The sequence below is a fragment of the Bacillus nitratireducens genome, assembly GCF_001884135.1.
Taxonomy (GTDB): domain Bacteria; phylum Bacillota; class Bacilli; order Bacillales; family Bacillaceae_G; genus Bacillus_A; species Bacillus_A nitratireducens.
The window spans coordinates 30,604-48,279 of sequence record NZ_MAOC01000056.1; the positions used below are offsets into that span (position 1 = coordinate 30,604).

The 17,676-nt window shown below is 37.4% G+C and carries 16 protein-coding genes; all 16 read left to right on the forward strand.

Annotated elements, in window-relative coordinates; genetic code table 11:
* Window positions 1-100: 100 nt before the first annotated feature.
* Window positions 101-2,572, forward strand: a complete 2,472-nt coding sequence (spoIIE, locus tag BAU23_RS17335; RefSeq protein ID WP_071734860.1) for a stage II sporulation protein E — start codon at window positions 101-103, stop codon at window positions 2,570-2,572.
* Between the two features lie 204 nt (window positions 2,573-2,776).
* Window positions 2,777-4,207, forward strand: coding sequence for a tRNA lysidine(34) synthetase TilS (tilS, locus tag BAU23_RS17340; RefSeq protein WP_071734861.1), 1,431 nt, complete (start codon window positions 2,777-2,779; stop codon window positions 4,205-4,207).
* Complete coding sequence (gene hpt, locus BAU23_RS17345) at window positions 4,204-4,746, forward strand: hypoxanthine phosphoribosyltransferase (protein WP_000981839.1); 543 nt, start codon at window positions 4,204-4,206, stop codon at window positions 4,744-4,746. The genes tilS and hpt overlap by 4 nt, the downstream gene beginning before the upstream one ends.
* An 85-nt stretch (window positions 4,747-4,831) precedes the next feature.
* Window positions 4,832-6,739, forward strand: a complete 1,908-nt coding sequence (gene ftsH, locus BAU23_RS17350) for an ATP-dependent zinc metalloprotease FtsH (RefSeq protein WP_001079665.1) — start codon at window positions 4,832-4,834, stop codon at window positions 6,737-6,739.
* Window positions 6,740-6,963: 224 nt separating this feature from the next.
* Complete coding sequence (locus BAU23_RS17355) at window positions 6,964-7,752, forward strand: type III pantothenate kinase (protein ID WP_000578370.1); 789 nt, start codon at window positions 6,964-6,966, stop codon at window positions 7,750-7,752.
* 6 nt (window positions 7,753-7,758) lie between these two features.
* Window positions 7,759-8,634, forward strand: a complete 876-nt coding sequence (hslO, locus tag BAU23_RS17360) for a redox-regulated molecular chaperone HslO (RefSeq protein ID WP_000656359.1) — start codon at window positions 7,759-7,761, stop codon at window positions 8,632-8,634.
* A gap of 117 nt (window positions 8,635-8,751) precedes the next feature.
* Window positions 8,752-9,675 (forward strand): cysteine synthase A, encoded by a 924-nt coding sequence (cysK, locus tag BAU23_RS17365; protein ID WP_001261724.1) that lies wholly within the window; start codon window positions 8,752-8,754, stop codon window positions 9,673-9,675.
* A 222-nt stretch (window positions 9,676-9,897) separates the two neighbouring features.
* Window positions 9,898-11,295 (forward strand): aminodeoxychorismate synthase, component I, encoded by a 1,398-nt coding sequence (gene pabB / locus BAU23_RS17370; protein WP_001189701.1) that lies wholly within the window; start codon window positions 9,898-9,900, stop codon window positions 11,293-11,295.
* A 5-nt stretch (window positions 11,296-11,300) separates the two neighbouring features.
* Window positions 11,301-11,888: an aminodeoxychorismate/anthranilate synthase component II gene (pabA, locus tag BAU23_RS17375; RefSeq protein ID WP_000602299.1), complete on the forward strand. Its 588-nt coding sequence runs from the start codon at window positions 11,301-11,303 to the stop codon at window positions 11,886-11,888.
* Entirely contained in the window at window positions 11,882-12,754 is an 873-nt protein-coding gene (gene pabC, locus BAU23_RS17380) for an aminodeoxychorismate lyase (RefSeq protein ID WP_000909851.1), read from the forward strand. The genes pabA and pabC overlap by 7 nt, the downstream gene beginning before the upstream one ends.
* Window positions 12,729-13,589, forward strand: coding sequence for a dihydropteroate synthase (gene folP, locus BAU23_RS17385; RefSeq protein WP_033656503.1), 861 nt, complete (start codon window positions 12,729-12,731; stop codon window positions 13,587-13,589). The genes pabC and folP overlap by 26 nt, the downstream gene beginning before the upstream one ends.
* Window positions 13,590-13,952, forward strand: a complete 363-nt coding sequence (gene folB / locus BAU23_RS17390; protein ID WP_000358063.1) for a dihydroneopterin aldolase — start codon at window positions 13,590-13,592, stop codon at window positions 13,950-13,952.
* Window positions 13,949-14,464, forward strand: a complete 516-nt coding sequence (gene folK / locus BAU23_RS17395; protein WP_001059442.1) for a 2-amino-4-hydroxy-6-hydroxymethyldihydropteridine diphosphokinase — start codon at window positions 13,949-13,951, stop codon at window positions 14,462-14,464. The genes folB and folK overlap by 4 nt, the downstream gene beginning before the upstream one ends.
* The gene (locus tag BAU23_RS17400; protein WP_000387027.1) at window positions 14,416-14,619 is read left to right on the forward strand and encodes a helix-turn-helix domain-containing protein; all 204 of its coding nucleotides are present in this window, start codon (window positions 14,416-14,418) and stop codon (window positions 14,617-14,619) included. Before folK ends, BAU23_RS17400 begins: the two co-directional genes overlap by 49 nt.
* Before the next feature lie 23 nt (window positions 14,620-14,642).
* The gene (dusB, locus tag BAU23_RS17405) at window positions 14,643-15,641 is read left to right on the forward strand and encodes a tRNA dihydrouridine synthase DusB (RefSeq protein WP_000912239.1); all 999 of its coding nucleotides are present in this window, start codon (window positions 14,643-14,645) and stop codon (window positions 15,639-15,641) included.
* A 160-nt stretch (window positions 15,642-15,801) separates the two neighbouring features.
* Window positions 15,802-17,301, forward strand: a complete 1,500-nt coding sequence (gene lysS / locus BAU23_RS17410; protein ID WP_000369687.1) for a lysine--tRNA ligase — start codon at window positions 15,802-15,804, stop codon at window positions 17,299-17,301.
* Window positions 17,302-17,676: the final 375 nt, after the last annotated feature.

Consider the following 17,676-nt stretch of genomic DNA (forward strand, 5'->3'; position numbering starts at 1 on the left):
GTCGAACGATTATAAAAGTGAAAACTGTTGTTTTGACAAAAATCCCAATAATCATCTTTTATAATTACAGTAATTAAACTATGCAGGTGGTGTTAAAAATATGCCTAAAGCAGGAAGGAATACTATGAATACAAGTGCATTGGCGATGAATGAAAGTCAGCTTGGAACAATGAAGTGGACAAGTAAGTTGCGAATGAAATTTGAACAAGTTTTCTTTAGATGGGGATTCATAATTGTTGTTATTGGTTTTCTTTTGGGACGAGCATATATATTAACGAACATCTTACCTTTTGCATTGCCGTTTTTTGCTGCTGTTTATGTTATGAAGCGAGATAAAATGCCGCTCGCATTTTTAGCTCTGATGGGAGGAGCACTTTCAGTTTCGATAGATAATTTATTTTTTACTTTTGCATCTATTTTTACTTTCTTCATTTATAATATCTTCTTTAGTCGATTTACACGTAAAACTGTTGGACTTGTACCATTCCAAGTATTTATCTCCGCATTAACCGCACATTTAGTTGTTGTATATTTTGCACAACAGACCGTCACCATGTATGACTTGCTCGTTAGTACGATCGAAGCAGGACTTAGTTTCGTATTAACGATGATATTTCTGCAAAGTGTTCCACTATTGGTGGAAAGGAAAGGGAAACAACAAGCGTTAGAAACAGAAGAAATTGTTTGTTTAATTATATTACTAGCATCTGTTTTAACGGGTACAACAGATTGGTTCGTTTATGATGTTTCTATTCAACATATTTTCACTAGATACTTAGTATTAGTATTTGCATTTATTGCTGGCGCGGCTACAGGGTCCACGGTGGGAGTCGTCACTGGATTGATATTAAGTTTAGCGAATGTGTCTAGTTTGTCTCAACTTAGCCTCCTTGCCTTTTCAGGATTGCTTGGGGGATTGTTGAAAGAAGGGAAGCGTATAGGAGTTAGTTTAGGGTTATTAATTGGTACAAGTTTAATTACGTTATATGTAGACAAGCAAACAAGTATTGTAACAACCTTAATTGAATCTGGTGTGGCAATTGTTTTCTTTTTATTAACACCGAAACTTGTTATGGATCGTATTGCTAAATTTATGCCAGGTACACAAGAACACTCACAAGATCAACAACAATATTTACGAAGAATGCGCGATGTTACAGCGAACAAAATCAATCAATTTGCTAATGTATTTGCTGCTTTGTCTAATAGTTTTTCTGTATATGGGTACGTGGAAGAGGAAGATAAAGAAACAGAAGCGGATTTATTTTTAAGTACAATTACTGCAAAAACATGTCAAACGTGCTTTAAGAAGGATCAATGTTGGGTAGTTAATTTTGATAAAACGTACGATTATATGAAACAAATAATGAATGAGACAGAAGAAGGAACGTTGCAGCATAATCGGAAATTAGTTCGTGAATGGGACAAGCATTGTGTGAGAGGGAAGAAAGTAATGGATTTAGTAGCAGGTGAATTAGATCACTTCTATGAGGGACAGAAATTAAGAAAACAAATGAAGGAAAATCGTAGAATTGTAGCCGAGCAATTACTAGGTGTATCAAAAGTAATGGAAGACTTTGCTAAGGAGATACAACGAGAAAGAGAGAACCATCAAGCGCAGGAGGAGCAGATTTTACAAGCATTTCGTGATTTTGGTGTCGAAGTGGAGCATGTTGATATTTATTGTTTAGACAGAGGAAGTATTGATATTGAAATGTTGATTCCAGTTGCATCTAATGAGCATGGAGAATGTGAAAAATTGGTTGCGCCGATGCTCTCGGATATTTTAAAAGAAAATATCGTTGTTAAGCATGAAGAGAAATCCTCTTATCCAAATGGTCACAGTTTAATATCATTTGGCTCAGCGAAGACCTATTCTCTTGATACAGGATTGGCTACGGCTGCAAAAGGTGGTGGATTTGTTTCAGGCGATTCCTACGCGATGATGGATTTAAGTGTTGGAAAATATGCACTTGCGATTAGTGATGGTATGGGAAATGGGCAAAGGGCTCATATGGAGAGTAGGGAAACGGTAAAATTATTACAAAAGATACTTCAATCAGGTATTGATGAGGAAATAGCGATTAAGTCCATCAATTCAATTCTTTCTTTAAGAACGACAGAGGAGATGTATACCACGCTTGACTTGGCTATGGTAGATTTACGGGATGCGAGTGCGAAGTTTTTAAAGGTTGGATCGACGCCGAGTTTTGTTAAACGCGGCAATAATATTTTGAAAATTGAGGCAAGTAATTTGCCGATAGGAATTATTGAAGATGTTGAAGTTGATGTGGTTGGTGAGCAATTAAAAACGGGTGATATTCTTATTATGATGAGTGATGGCATTTTTGAGGGAGCGCAACATGTGGAGAATCATGAGTTATGGATAAAACGTAAAATTAAAGAACTACAAACAGAGGATCCACAAGAAATAGCTGATATTATTATGGAAGAAGTAATTAGGTCTGGTGATGGTTATATAAATGATGATATGACTATTGTTGTGGCGAAAGTAAAGAAAAATATGCCGAAGTGGGCTACGATTCCGATAGTGGGAATGCAGGCGCAATAAAATAATCAAAAAAACCTAGGTATTTACCTAGGTTTTTTTGATTAAAAAGGTAATGTAATTACTTTGTTGAATCTACAGGAGGAATGTAAGATAAAAATGTGAGTTTTGTACATCTTTTTTTTGCACAATGTTTGTAAAAGTTGTACCATTATATACAGGGTAACTAATGTTGCTGTTCTTGTTTAATGAAAGGTGATTGCGAAGTTGAAAGATGCATTTGTTGGAAAAGTAGATGACTTTGTAAAGCGGCATGATGTATTAAAGAAACATTCAACAATTGTTGTAGGGGTTTCTGGCGGTCCTGACTCTTTAGCTCTTCTATATTATTTGTTAGAAAAAAGGGCAGAAAAGCAACTCGAAATTGTAGTAGCACATGTGGATCATATGTTTAGAGGTAATGAATCTCATGAGGACCTACAGTTTGTACAGGGTCTTTGCAAAGAGCTGGGAGTTATTTGTGAGACGATAAGGATTAATGTGTCGCAATATCAACAGCAATATGGAATGAATGCACAAGTTGCTGCTAGAGAATGCAGATATGCATTTTTGGAAACAATAATGAAGAAATATGATGCGAGATATGTAGCTCTTGGTCACCATGGAGATGATCAAGTAGAGACAATTTTAATGCGCCTTGTACGAGGGAGTACTCCGAAAGGATACGCAGGAATTGCAGTGAAGCGTCCTTTTCATAATGGATATTTAATTAGGCCGTTACTTGGAGTAACTAAGGAAGAGATTGTTGATTACTGTAATAAGTTAAAAGTTATTCCACGTATAGATCCGAGTAATAAAAAGGAAGTATATACAAGGAATCGATTACGTAAATATGTCCTTCCTTATTTGAAAGAGGAAAATCCACAAATGCATGAGAAATTCCAAAAATTTAGCGTGCAGATGCAAGAGGATGAGGCTTATTTGCAGGAATTAGCTTTTGAGAAAATGAATAAAGTAATTACAAAAAAAAGCGATAAACAAATTAGCTTATCAATTCCTGCCTTTGAATCCATGTCTATGCCTTTACAAAGGAGAGGGATTCAACTAATATTAAACTATCTTTATGAATATAAGATTCCATCTTCGCTTTCTTCTATACATATTGACAAGGTGATTGAATTTTTTAAGCGGATACAACCTTCAGGTTCATTGGATTTTCCAGGTGGCTTGAAAATTATTCGTACATACGAAGAATGTAGCTTTGGATTTAAACAAGAAATTGTTTCTCCTTTTTTGCAAGATTTATCAGTACCCGGGACAATTACATTACCGAACGGAGATAAATTTGTAACAGAGGTGAGCGAGGATATACCAAGTAACATGAATGAAACAGTGTTTGTTGCTAAGTATAATGATATATCGTATCCACTTCGTATTCGTTCTAGGGAAAATGGAGATCGCATGTCAATACAAGGTATGGATGGTACCAAAAAGATAAAAGCTATTTTTATCGAATCGAAAGTACCGAAAGAAAAAAGAGAAGAATGGCCGATCGTTTGTGACGCAAGTGAAAATATTATTTGGGTACCCTTGTTGAAACGATCTGCATTTGCTATTTCGAAAGAGGTAGCAAAGAAGGATAAATATATTATTATTCACTACAAAAGCAAGGAGTCTTCCGGGAGGATAATGAAATGATGAATCAAGATATCGAAAAAGTATTAATTTCTGAGGAACAAATACAGGAAAAGGTGCTCGAATTAGGTGCAGTTATTGCAGAGGATTACAAAAATACAGTACCGCTTGCAATTGGTGTACTAAAGGGTGCAATGCCATTTATGGCAGATTTATTAAAGAGAACAGATACATATCTTGAAATGGATTTTATGGCTGTATCTAGCTACGGTCACTCTACTGTTTCAACAGGCGAAGTGAAAATCTTAAAAGATCTTGATACTTCTGTAGAAGGTCGCGATATTTTAATCGTTGAAGATATTATTGATAGCGGTCTTACACTAAGCTATTTAGTAGACCTGTTTAAATATCGTAAAGCGAAATCTGTAAAAATTGTTACATTATTAGATAAACCAACAGGTCGTAAGGTTGATCTGAAAGCGGATTATGTTGGATTTACTGTCCCTCATGAATTCGTTGTAGGGTATGGATTAGATTATAAAGAGCAATACCGTAATCTTCCGTATGTGGGAGTATTAAAACCAAGTGTTTACTCAAATTAATTAAATACAGGCGTTACAATTGTATAGGAAAGTTTTTCTATGTTACGATTTACTATAGTGTTTATGCCGTGAGAGGAGGTTAGGAATGAATCGTATCTTCCGTAATACCATCTTTTATTTACTGATATTCTTAGTAGTAATTGGGATCGTAAGCTATTTTAATGGTTCGACGCAAAAAACGACATCAGTTAGCTACGATAAATTCATTACTAAACTTGAAAAAGGTGAAGTGCGCAATGTGCAGCTTCAACCAAAAAATGGTGTATTTGAGGTAAAAGGACAATTCAATACTTCTAACCAAGGAGAACAATTTGTTACTTATGCACCAAATACTGAGGAATTACAAAAGAAAATTAATGATAAAGCGCAAGGGGCCGAGGTTAAGTATCAACCAGCAGAAGAAACAAGTGCTTGGGTAACATTCTTTACTTCTATCATTCCGTTTGTCATTATCTTCATTTTATTCTTCTTCTTATTAAATCAAGCTCAGGGCGGCGGTAGCCGTGTTATGAACTTCGGGAAAAGTAAGGCGAAGCTATACAATGATGAAAAGAAAAAAATTCGTTTCAGAGATGTTGCTGGAGCGGATGAAGAGAAACAAGAACTTGTTGAGGTAGTTGAATTCTTGAAAGACCCTCGTAAGTTCGCTGAAGTTGGTGCCCGTATTCCGAAGGGTGTTCTATTAGTGGGACCTCCAGGTACAGGTAAAACTTTACTAGCACGTGCTGTTGCAGGTGAAGCAGGCGTTCCGTTCTTCTCTATTAGTGGTTCTGACTTCGTAGAGATGTTCGTCGGTGTCGGTGCATCCCGTGTACGTGATCTATTTGAAAATGCAAAGAAAAATGCTCCTTGTATCATTTTCATTGATGAAATTGATGCAGTAGGACGTCAACGTGGCGCAGGTCTTGGCGGTGGTCATGATGAGCGTGAACAAACGTTGAACCAATTGCTTGTTGAAATGGATGGATTCGGTGCAAACGAAGGTATTATTATCATCGCTGCGACAAACCGTCCTGATATTCTTGATCCAGCGTTATTACGTCCAGGTCGTTTTGACCGTCAAATTACAGTAGATCGTCCAGATGTAAATGGTCGTGAAGCTGTACTTAAAGTACACGCTCGTAATAAACCGCTTGATGAGAATGTCAACTTAAGAGCAATTGCAACTCGTACACCAGGATTCTCTGGTGCCGATCTTGAAAACTTATTAAACGAAGCTGCTCTAGTAGCTGCGCGTCAAGATAAGAAGAAAATTGATATGAGTGACATTGATGAAGCGACGGATCGTGTTATTGCAGGTCCTGCTAAGAAAAGTCGTGTTATCTCTGAAAAAGAACGTAATATCGTTGCATTCCATGAAGCTGGCCATACTGTAATTGGTGTTGTCCTTGATGAAGCGGATATCGTTCATAAAGTAACAATTGTCCCTCGTGGTCAAGCTGGTGGATATGCAGTAATGCTTCCGAAAGAAGATCGTTACTTCATGACAAAACCAGAGTTACTTGATAAAATCACTGGTTTACTTGGTGGTCGAGTAGCTGAGGAGATTGTATTTGGTGAAGTAAGTACAGGTGCTCACAACGACTTCCAACGTGCGACTGGCATTGCAAGACGCATGGTTACGGAATTCGGTATGAGTGATAAGCTTGGACCGATGCAATTCGGTAGCTCACAAGGTGGTCAGGTATTCTTAGGAAGAGACTTCCACTCAGAGCAAAACTACAGTGATGCAATTGCACATGAAATCGATGTGGAAATGCAAACTATTATGAAAGACTGTTACGCTCGTGCGAAACAAATTCTTACTGAAAAACGTGATAAGCTAGATATTATTGCGAAAACGTTACTTGAAGTAGAAACGTTAGATGCAGAGCAAATTAATCATTTATATGATTATGGCAGATTACCAGAGCGTCCAACATCTTCAGATGATGTGAAAGTAAACATCAACATGAAGAAAGATGATGGAGACGCAGACGTAGAAGATAAGTAAGAGATAAAGGAGTGACAATAGTCACTCCTTTTTTATTTGTGGAATGAATGTAAGTGGCAAAAGAATTTAAATAAAACTATTATTAAAAATTGAAATAGAGAGTAATCTTTTTGTACAATGATGAGTATAGAAAAACTGATTACATAAGTATGTGTGATATGATGTTTTTATAAGTTTTATACATACTGCACAAATATAGATTAAATAAGATAAGTGGTGAGAATATGATTTTTGTATTGGATGTAGGGAACACAAATGCGGTACTAGGTGTGTTTGAAGAGGGGAAACTTCGTCAGCATTGGCGCATGGAAACAGATCGTCATAAAACAGAAGATGAGTATGGGATGCTTGTAAAGCAGTTACTTGAGCATGAGGGTCTTTCTTTTGAAGATGTGAAAGGTATTATTGTGTCTTCAGTCGTACCGCCAATTATGTTCGCTTTAGAGCGTATGTGTGAAAAGTATTTTAAAATTAAACCGCTTGTAGTAGGGCCTGGGATAAAAACTGGCTTGAATATTAAATATGAAAATCCACGTGAAGTAGGCGCGGACCGAATTGTAAATGCAGTAGCAGGAATCCACTTATATGGAAGTCCACTTATTATTGTTGATTTTGGTACGGCTACTACATATTGTTATATTAACGAAGAGAAGCATTATATGGGTGGCGTTATTACGCCGGGAATTATGATTTCGGCAGAGGCGTTATATAGTAGAGCAGCAAAGCTTCCTCGTATTGAAATTACAAAACCGAGTAGTGTTATCGGGAAGAATACAGTAAGTGCGATGCAATCAGGTATTCTTTATGGGTACGTTGGACAAGTGGAAGGTATTGTTAAGCGTATGAAAGAAGAAGCTAAACAAGAACCGAAAGTTATTGCAACGGGTGGATTAGCAAAATTAATTTCAGAGGAATCAAATGTAATTGATATTGTAGATCCATTTTTAACGTTAAAAGGTTTGTATATGTTATATGAACGTAATGCAAATTTACAATATGAGAAAGGTGAATAAATAAGTATGAAAGATTATTTAGTAAAAGCGTTAGCGTTTGATGGAGAAGTGCGTGCGTATGGTGTACGTACGACAAACACAGTAAGTGAGGCACAAAAACGTCACGATACATGGAGAACAGCTTCAGCGGCACTTGGTCGTTCTTTAACTGCGGGTACAATGATGGGTGCTATGCTAAAAGGCGAGCAGAAGCTAACGATTAAAGTAGAGGGTAACGGTCCGATTGGTCCTATCTTAGTAGATGCTCATGCAAATGGAGATGTACGTGGTTATGTAACGAATCCACATGTTGATTTTGAAGGGACAGAACAAGGGAAATTACGTGTATATCAAGCGGTAGGTACAGAAGGATTTGTAACGGTAATTAAAGATATCGGTATGCGTGAGCCGTTTATCGGTCAATCTCCTATCGTTTCAGGAGAACTAGGGGAAGACTTCACGTATTATTTCGCAGTTTCTGAGCAGACGCCTTCTTCTGTGGGTGTTGGTGTTCTTGTAAATGGGGATGACAGCGTATTGGCCGCGGGTGGATTTATCCTTCAAATTATGCCGGGCGCACAGGAAGAAACAATTTCATTCATTGAAGATCGTTTACAAAAAATCCCTCCTGTATCAACATTGATCGAACAAGGTCTTTCTCCAGAAGAGCTACTATATGCAGTCCTTGGAGAGGATAAAGTAAAAGTATTAGAAACTATGGATGTTCAATTTAATTGCACGTGCTCACGCGAACGTATTGAGAGTGTGTTAATTAGTTTAGGTAAAACAGAATTAGAGCAAATTCGTGAAGAAGAAGAAGAGACGGAAGTTCACTGTCACTTCTGTAATGAACGATATAAATTCGCTAAAGAAGATATTACAAGCCTGATTGAGAGTCTGTAATAGAGAAGTTTAGGTGGAGAATCAGCTGCCCAAATAGATTGACAAACAGGGAATTTTCTGACAAAATCTAAATATAGATAAAACCAATAAAAATACTCGGTGTTAGGAGTGACAGGAATGCGAGTGGCACAATCAGTTTCAGAATTAATCGGGAAAACGCCGATCGTTAAGTTGAACCGCATCGTAGAATCAGACAGCGCAGATGTATACTTAAAATTAGAATTTATGAATCCGGGGAGCAGTGTTAAAGATCGTATCGCGTTAGCTATGATTGAAGATGCTGAAAATAAAGGATTATTAAAAGAGGGCGATACAATCATTGAGCCGACAAGTGGTAACACAGGTATTGGCTTAGCGATGGTAGCGGCTGCTAAAGGATATAAGGCAATTTTAGTAATGCCAGAAACAATGAGTATTGAGCGTCGTAATTTATTACGCGCTTACGGTGCCGAATTAGTATTGACTCCAGGACCTGAAGGAATGGGTGGAGCAATTCGTAAGGCAACTGAATTAGCAAAAGAACATGGGTACTTTATACCACAACAGTTCCAAAATCAAGCGAATCCAGAAATCCACCGTTTAACAACAGGTCCAGAAATTGTTGAACAGATGGGTGATCAATTAGATGCGTTTATCGCGGGTATTGGTACAGGTGGAACAATTACAGGTGCTGGTGAAGTGCTGAAGGAAGCGTATAAAGATATTAAAATTTATGCGGTAGAACCTGCGGATTCGCCAGTATTATCTGGTGGGAAACCAGGACCGCATAAAATCCAAGGAATTGGAGCGGGATTTGTTCCAGAGACATTGGATGTAGCGGTATATGATGAAATTATCCAAGTGAAAACAGAGCAAGCATTCGAATATGCAAGAAGAGTTGCTCGAGAAGAAGGTATTTTAGTAGGTATCTCTTCAGGAGCGGTCATCTATGCAGCGAAAGAAGTTGCGAAGAAATTAGGTAAAGGGAAAAAGGTACTTGTTATTATTCCGAGTAACGGTGAACGTTATTTAAGTACACCACTTTATCAATTTGAATCATAATTGAATGCGATTGAAAAAGCATCCTTGAAAGAGGATGCTTTTTCTTTTTGGATTGGAAAAAGGAAAAGAGTGAATGACTAGAAAACTTCATGTAAAATAAGAGGTAGTATAATTAATTTATTTTCACTAGCCCTTGAGTATAATCATTCTCTGTATACATAACTTATGTAGTTGGAGTTGGTTAGTCTTAGAGGGTGGGATAAAAGAAGACGGGGTGTTGATATGCAACGAAGAAAATCTTTAGCGCTTTCTATTCCATATCAGTTAGATTTCTTTAAGCAATATAAATTTCTTTCCAAAAATAAGCCACAACATATTTTGTTAGAAAGTGGACGTGGTGGTCGTTATAACATTGTGGGGCTGGATCCAGTAGCGGTAATTCAAGGGAAGAATGAGACGTTACATATAAGGGAAAGTGGTAAGGAAACAATAAAGCGAGGGAATCCATTAGATTTAATGCAAGAATATATGGAGAAATGGAAAACGGACTATAATCCGGAGTACCCGCCTTTTCAAGGTGGTGCAATTGGTTACTTTAGTTATGATTGTATCCGTTATATCGAAAAACTTTCTTCTCTTGCAGAGGATGATCTGAATATACCTGATATATTCTTTTTATTATTTGATGACGTGTTTGTATACGATCAAAAAGAACAAGTATTATGGATTATTACGCATTATGTAGATGAACATGAAAAGGCAGAAGAACGATTAAATGCATGGAAGGATCTTTGGGTGAAAGAAGCGCCTAAATTGACTATGCCGTTTGAATGTCCTGAAAAGAAAAATGAAACAGTTGCTTTTACGGAAGAGGGCTTTATAAAGGCCGTTGAACGTATTCAAGAATATATTGGAGCGGGTGATGTGTTTCAAGTAAACTTGTCGACAAGGCAAGAAAGAACTTTACAAACACATCCGCTAGAAGTTTATACAAGTCTTCGTGAAATTAATCCATCTCCATATATGGGTTACTTGGAGCTTGGGGATTTTCAAATTGTTAGTGCTTCGCCTGAATTGCTAATTAAAAAACAAGGGCCAGAAGTAAGTACAAGACCAATTGCTGGTACAAGATCCCGCGGTGCGAATGAACAAGAGGATGAAGAATTAGCAAGAGAATTAATTGAGAACGAAAAGGAAAGAGCAGAGCACGTAATGCTTGTGGATTTAGAACGAAACGATTTAGGCCGGATTTGTAAATATGGAACGGTTGAAGTAGATGAATTTATGGTAATTGAAAAGTACTCGCACGTTATGCATATTGTTTCTAATGTGCGCGGTGAAGTGGAAGAAGATAAGGATGCGTTCGATTTAGTAAAGGCCGTATTTCCTGGCGGGACAATTACTGGTGCCCCGAAAATACGTACGATGGAGATTATTGAAGAATTAGAGCCTGTTCGCCGAGGAATTTATACAGGTTCAATTGGTTGGATTGGTTATTCCGGAGATACGGAATTGAATATTGTAATTAGAACGCTGCTTGCTAAAGATGGGCAAGCACATGTACAAGCTGGAGCTGGAATTGTAATTGATTCGAATCCAAAAAATGAATATAAAGAGTCGTTAAAAAAGGCAATCGCTTTATGGCGTGCGAAAGAAAGTAGCGAAGAAACGGTTAGGTGAGAGAAATGATATTGATGATTGATAATTATGATTCTTTTACATTTAATTTAGTACAGTTTCTTGGAGAACTTGGACAAGAGCTTGTTGTTAAGCGTAATGATGAGGTGACTATTTCGGATATTGAGAATATGAAGCCAGACTTTTTGATGATTTCGCCAGGTCCATGTAGTCCTAATGAGGCGGGTATTAGTATGGAGGTTATTCAATACTTCGCTGGAAAGATTCCGATTTTTGGAGTTTGTCTTGGGCATCAATCAATTGCGCAAGTGTTTGGTGGAGAGGTTGTTCGTGCAGAACGATTAATGCATGGGAAAACGTCGCCTATGCATCATGACGGAAAGACAATTTTCTCGGATATTCCTAATCCGTTTACTGCAACGCGTTATCATTCACTGATTGTAAAGAAAGAGACGTTACCAGAATGTTTAGAGATCACATCTTGGACGGAAGAGGGAGAGATTATGGCGCTTCGTCATAAAACGTTGCCGATTGAAGGTGTACAATTCCATCCAGAATCTATTATGACTTCTCATGGGAAAGAGTTGTTGCATAATTTTATTCGTAAATATAGTCCAAGTGTGACGTTATGTTAATTTACGTAAATGGCGCGTATGTAGAAGCGAGTGAAGCGAAAATTTCTCCTTATGATCATGGTTATTTATATGGGCTTGGAGTTTTTGAGACGTTTCGTATTTATAATGGTCATTCTTTCTTGTTGGATGATCATTATGAACGTTTAATGGATGCGCTGGATACATTGCAAATCAAATGGACAATGACGAAAGATGACGTAATACTTATTTTGGAGAATTTACTCGTTAAGAATGGATTGAAGCATGCGTATGTGCGCTTTAATGTATCGGCGGGTATAGATGAAATAGGATTGCAAACGAATGTGTATGAAGAACCATCCGTTATTGTTTTTATAAAACCTTTGGCAATTCCAGGAGATGTAGTGGAGAAAGAAGGGGTTATTTTAAAACAAGTACGAAACACACCAGAGGGTGCGTTTCGCTTGAAGTCCCATCATTATTTAAATAATATTTTAGGGAAACGCGAAATTGGAAATGGTGTGAATAAGGAAGGGATTTTCCTTACTGAAACAGGTTATGTTGCAGAGGGGATTGTTTCGAATCTCTTTTTTGTTAAAGGAGGTAATTTGTATACTCCTTCATTAGAAACAGGGATTTTAAACGGTATCACTCGTGCATTTATTATAAAGGTTGCTGAAGAGCTGGGTATAGAAGTAAAGGAAGGTTTCTTTACAAAAGATGAATTGCTTTCAGCGGATGAAGTGTTCGTAACGAACTCTATTCAAGAAATTGTTCCTCTTTATCGTATAGAGGGGGAAGATTTCCCGGGCAAAGTGGGAATAGTTACAAAAAGATTTATTGATCTTTATGAAGTGCAGAGAGAGAAATTGTGGAGCAGAAATGAATTGCGAAGAGGAGATGTGTAATTTGAAGTGGGATTATGATTTACGCTGCGGCGAATATACATTGAACTTAAATGAAAAGACATTAATTATGGGGATTTTAAATGTAACACCAGATTCGTTTTCTGATGGTGGGAGTTACAACGAGGTAGATGCTGCAGTGCGTCACGCGAAAGAAATGAAAAATGAAGGTGCTCATATTATTGATATTGGTGGTGAATCTACCCGCCCGGGTTTTGCTAAAGTTTCGGTAGAAGAAGAAATAAAGCGAGTCGTTCCGATGATTCAGGCGGTTTCGAAAGAAGTGAAATTACCTATTTCTATTGATACGTATAAAGCTGAAGTTGCAAAACAAGCGATTGAAGCTGGTGCCCATATTATTAATGATATTTGGGGAGCGAAGGCGGAACCGAAGATTGCTGAAGTTGCAGCCTATTATGATGTACCCATTATCTTAATGCATAACCGAGATAATATGAACTATCGCAACTTAATGGCTGATATGATTGCCGATTTGTATGAAAGTATTAAAATTGCTAAAGATGCTGGTGTGCGAGATGAGAATATTATTTTAGACCCAGGTATCGGTTTTGCGAAAACGCCTGAACAAAATTTAGAAGCGATGCGTAATTTAGAACAGTTAAATGTACTGGGTTATCCAGTCCTATTAGGTACTTCAAGAAAGTCCTTTATTGGCCATGTATTAGATTTACCAGTGGAGGAACGTCTTGAAGGGACGGGCGCTACTGTTTGTCTTGGCATTGAAAAGGGCTGTGAGTTTATCCGTGTTCATGATGTGAAAGAAATGGCGCGTATGGCTAAGATGATGGATGCGATGATTGGTAAGGGGGCAAAATAATTGGATAAAATTTATATCCATGATATGGAGTTTTACGGTTATCATGGTGTATTCCCAGAAGAGAATAAATTAGGTCAGAGATTTAAAGTAGATTTAACGGTGGAGTTGGATTTAAAACGCGCAGGAGAAAGTGACGACTTAGAGCATTCTGTCAATTACGGGGAACTTTTTGAGCTATGTAGAAAAGTTGTTGAAGATAGAACGTATAAGCTTGTAGAGAGTATCGCTGAAAATATCGCTACAGATATATTGAAACAATATGAGAGTATTTCACGGTGTACAATTAAGGTAATTAAACCGGATCCGCCGATACCAGGACATTATCGTGCTGTAGCTGTGGAAATTACGAGAGAGCGTCCATGAATAATATAGCGTACATTGCATTAGGTTCAAATATTGGAGAGCGTTATACGTATTTAACTGAAGCGATTAAGTTTTTAAATAAAAACCCTTATATCCATGTTGATGATGTTTCGTCTGTATATGAAACGGAACCAGTTGGCTATACTGACCAAAGTTGCTTTTTAAATTTAGTTATAAAAATTTCTACCAATTTATCACCGCAAGAATTATTGAAAGTAACGCAAAAGGTAGAGAATGGTTTAGGAAGAAAAAGGGAAATCAGATGGGGTCCGAGGACCATCGACCTTGACATTTTACTATATAATCAAGAAAATATTGAAGCAGAGAATCTTATTGTTCCGCATCCGCGGATGTTCGAAAGAGCTTTTGTTATCGTTCCGTTGTTAGAAATCAATCAAGATATAAAACAAGACATTTCACGTTCACAAGTAGAAGAAATGAAAAGGCGAGAGGGAGTAACGGTATGGAAGCAGAAAAATGGGGAAGACGCATTCGTGCTTTTCGAAAGCTAAAAGGCTATACACAAGAAGGTTTTGCTAAAGAATTAGGAGTATCTGTATCTGTTTTAGGTGAAGTTGAGAGAGGGAATCGATCGCCTTCCCAAGATTTTGTAGTAGAAGTTGCTAAAGCATTAAAGGTCTCGATAGATGAACTAATGCCGAAGTGACTATGAAGGAAGGAGTAAATCGAGTGTTAAAGATTGCAAATATTGAGATGAAAAATCCGGTTGTATTAGCACCGATGGCGGGAGTGTGTAACTCTGCATTCCGTTTGACAGTAAAAGAATTTGGTGCAGGTTTAGTTTGTGCCGAAATGGTAAGTGATAAGGCAATATTACTTAATAACAAAAGAACATTAGATATGCTATATATCGATGAGAGAGAAAAGCCATTAAGTTTACAAATTTTTGGTGGAGAGAAAGAGACTCTTGTGGATGCTGCGAAATACGTAGATAAATATACGACAGCAGACATTATTGATATTAATATGGGGTGCCCAGTACCGAAAATCACTAAGTGTGATGCAGGAGCAAAGTGGCTTTTAGACCCAAATAAAATATATGAGATGGTAGCGGCAGTTGTAGATGCTGTTGAAAAGCCAGTTACGGTTAAAATGCGTATTGGTTGGGATGAAGATCATATTTTCGCAATAGAAAATGCTAGAGCTGTTGAGCGTGCTGGTGGACAAGCGGTAGCGGTTCATGGGCGTACACGAGTGCAAATGTATGAAGGTAAAGCGGATTGGAATATTATTAAACAAGTAAAGCAGGCTGTAAATATTCCGGTTATCGGAAATGGTGATGTCGAAACACCACAAGATGCAAAGCGTATGCTTGATGAAATTGGTGTAGATGGTGTTATGATTGGTCGCGCTGCTCTTGGAGATCCGTGGATGATTTATCGTACGGTAAAGTATTTAGAGACAGGTGAGTTAATGCCGGAACCGACAGTGCGCGAGAAAATTGATGTATGCATGTTGCATCTAGATCGTCTTATCGATTTAAAGAATGAAAATGTCGCCGTAAGAGAGATGAGAAAGCATGCAGCTTGGTATTTAAAAGGTGTTCGTGGTAATGCGAGTGTACGTAATGGTATCAATACTTGCAACACACGTGAAGACCTTGCGAATGTATTAGGTGCATTTGTAGAAGAAGTAGAAGCGAAACAACAAACAATTTACGTTGGTTAATAAGGGGATGTAGAAGATTGACATTCTTCTATACACTTCCTATAATTACGTGAAAGAAAGAAGAACTGCCAGTTAGTTGCTGGCAGTTTTTCTAGTTGAGTAGAAAATGCTATACTGTATATATTATAAAAATTAATAGAGCTGGAGTGATATTAATATCATGGATAACATGAACCACGAAGAATTAAACGACCAATTGCTTGTTCGTCGTGAAAAGCTACATAATTTACGTGAGCAAGGAATCGATCCGTTCGGTAAACGATTTGAACGCACAAATTCAACAACTGACTTAGTAAGTCTATATGGAGAATTCTCTAAAGAAGAATTAGAAGAGAAAGAAATCACTGTTTCCATCGCTGGTCGTATTATGACAAAACGCGGTAAAGGAAAAGCGGGATTTGCGCACATTCAAGATTTACAGGGGCAAGTTCAAATTTATGTTCGTAAAGATACTGTTGGAGATGAAGAGTACGAGTTATTCACGACAGCAGATTTAGGTGACTTAGTAGGTATTGAAGGTAAAGTGTTCAAAACAAACGTTGGAGAACTTTCAGTAAAAGCAACAGGATTTACACTTTTAACGAAATCTCTTCGTCCATTACCGGATAAATATCATGGATTAAAAGATGTTGAACAACGCTATCGTCAACGTTACTTGGACTTAATTACAAGTATGGAAAGCCGTGAAACGTTCGTTACCCGTAGTAAAATCATTCGTGAAATGAGAAGATATTTAGATGACAACGGTTATCTTGAAGTAGAAACGCCTATGATGCACGCGATTGCAGGTGGAGCGTCTGCTCGTCCTTTCACTACACACCATAATGCGTTAGATATGGAATTATATATGCGTATCGCAATTGAACTTCATTTAAAACGTCTTATTGTGGGCGGATTAGAAAAGGTTTATGAGATCGGCCGTGTATTCCGTAATGAGGGTGTATCAACTCGTCACAACCCTGAGTTTACGATGATTGAATTATATGAAGCGTACGCTGATTATAATGATATTATGAAACTAACAGAAAATATGGTTGCTCATATCGCGAAAAAAGTATTGGGTACAACAACAATCCAATATGGTGATTATGAAATTAATCTAGAGCCAGAATGGACACGTCTTCATATGGTAGATGCAATTAAGCAACACTCTGGAGCAGATTTCTGGAATCCAATGAGTGTAGAAGAAGCGCGTGAACTTGCAAAAGAACATAATGTAGAAATTAAAGATACAATGGAAGTTGGTCATATTATTAATGAGTTCTTCGAACAAAAAGTAGAAGATAAATTAATCCAACCAACATTTATTTACGGTCATCCGGTAGAAATTTCGCCACTTGCGAAAAAGAATGACCAAGATCCAAGATTCACAGATCGTTTCGAGTTATTTATCGTTGCACGTGAACATGCAAATGCATTCACTGAGTTAAATGATCCAATCGATCAAAAAGAACGTTTTGAAGCTCAATTAAAAGAGCGCGAGCAAGGTAATGACGAAGCTCACATGATGGATGATGATTATATCGAAGCTCTTGAGTACGGCATGCCTCCTACAGGCGGATTAGGAATCGGTATTGATCGTTTAGTTATGTTATTAACAAATGCACCATCTATTCGCGATGTACTATTATTCCCTGCTATGCGTCATAAACAAGACTAAGCTTTGGAGATTTCTCCAAAGCTTTTTTTATTTTACTATGAGTGACATGAAAGGAGTGGATCTTGATAGAGTAGACAATGCGTTTGGAAATTATATTTATATAGAAGAAACATGCTATTTTTATACCTTTTTACTAGGTTGAAAATTTTATTAGAAAAACTATTGCATTTTAATAATCAAACTGGTATATTTATATTCGTTGCCACGAAAGGTAACAAGAGAAACAAACGAAAAACAACTTATTGAAAAAAGTTGTTGACGAAAATATAACGAAATGTTATATTAGTAAAGTCGCTTCTGGGCGACGAAGTAGTTCTTTGAAAACTGAACGAAACAAACAACGTGAACGTCAATTTTTATTTTTAGATGCTAGAC

Excerpts from the sequence above, each read along its gene's own strand:
- spoIIE (WP_071734860.1), top strand. The coding sequence starts at position 101 with ATGCCTAAAGCAGGAAGGAATACTATGAATACAAGTGCATTGGCGATG.
- hpt (WP_000981839.1), top strand. The coding sequence starts at position 4,204 with ATGATGAATCAAGATATCGAAAAAGTATTAATTTCTGAGGAACAAATA.
- ftsH (WP_001079665.1), top strand. The coding sequence starts at position 4,832 with ATGAATCGTATCTTCCGTAATACCATCTTTTATTTACTGATATTCTTA.
- BAU23_RS17355 (WP_000578370.1), top strand. The coding sequence starts at position 6,964 with ATGATTTTTGTATTGGATGTAGGGAACACAAATGCGGTACTAGGTGTG.
- hslO (WP_000656359.1), top strand. The coding sequence starts at position 7,759 with ATGAAAGATTATTTAGTAAAAGCGTTAGCGTTTGATGGAGAAGTGCGT.
- cysK (WP_001261724.1), top strand. The coding sequence starts at position 8,752 with ATGCGAGTGGCACAATCAGTTTCAGAATTAATCGGGAAAACGCCGATC.
- pabB (WP_001189701.1), top strand. The coding sequence starts at position 9,898 with ATGCAACGAAGAAAATCTTTAGCGCTTTCTATTCCATATCAGTTAGAT.
- pabA (WP_000602299.1), top strand. The coding sequence starts at position 11,301 with ATGATATTGATGATTGATAATTATGATTCTTTTACATTTAATTTAGTA.
- pabC (WP_000909851.1), top strand. The coding sequence starts at position 11,882 with ATGTTAATTTACGTAAATGGCGCGTATGTAGAAGCGAGTGAAGCGAAA.
- folP (WP_033656503.1), top strand. The coding sequence starts at position 12,729 with ATGAATTGCGAAGAGGAGATGTGTAATTTGAAGTGGGATTATGATTTA.
- folK (WP_001059442.1), top strand. The coding sequence starts at position 13,949 with ATGAATAATATAGCGTACATTGCATTAGGTTCAAATATTGGAGAGCGT.
- BAU23_RS17400 (WP_000387027.1), top strand. The coding sequence starts at position 14,416 with ATGGAAGCAGAAAAATGGGGAAGACGCATTCGTGCTTTTCGAAAGCTA.
- lysS (WP_000369687.1), top strand. The coding sequence starts at position 15,802 with ATGGATAACATGAACCACGAAGAATTAAACGACCAATTGCTTGTTCGT.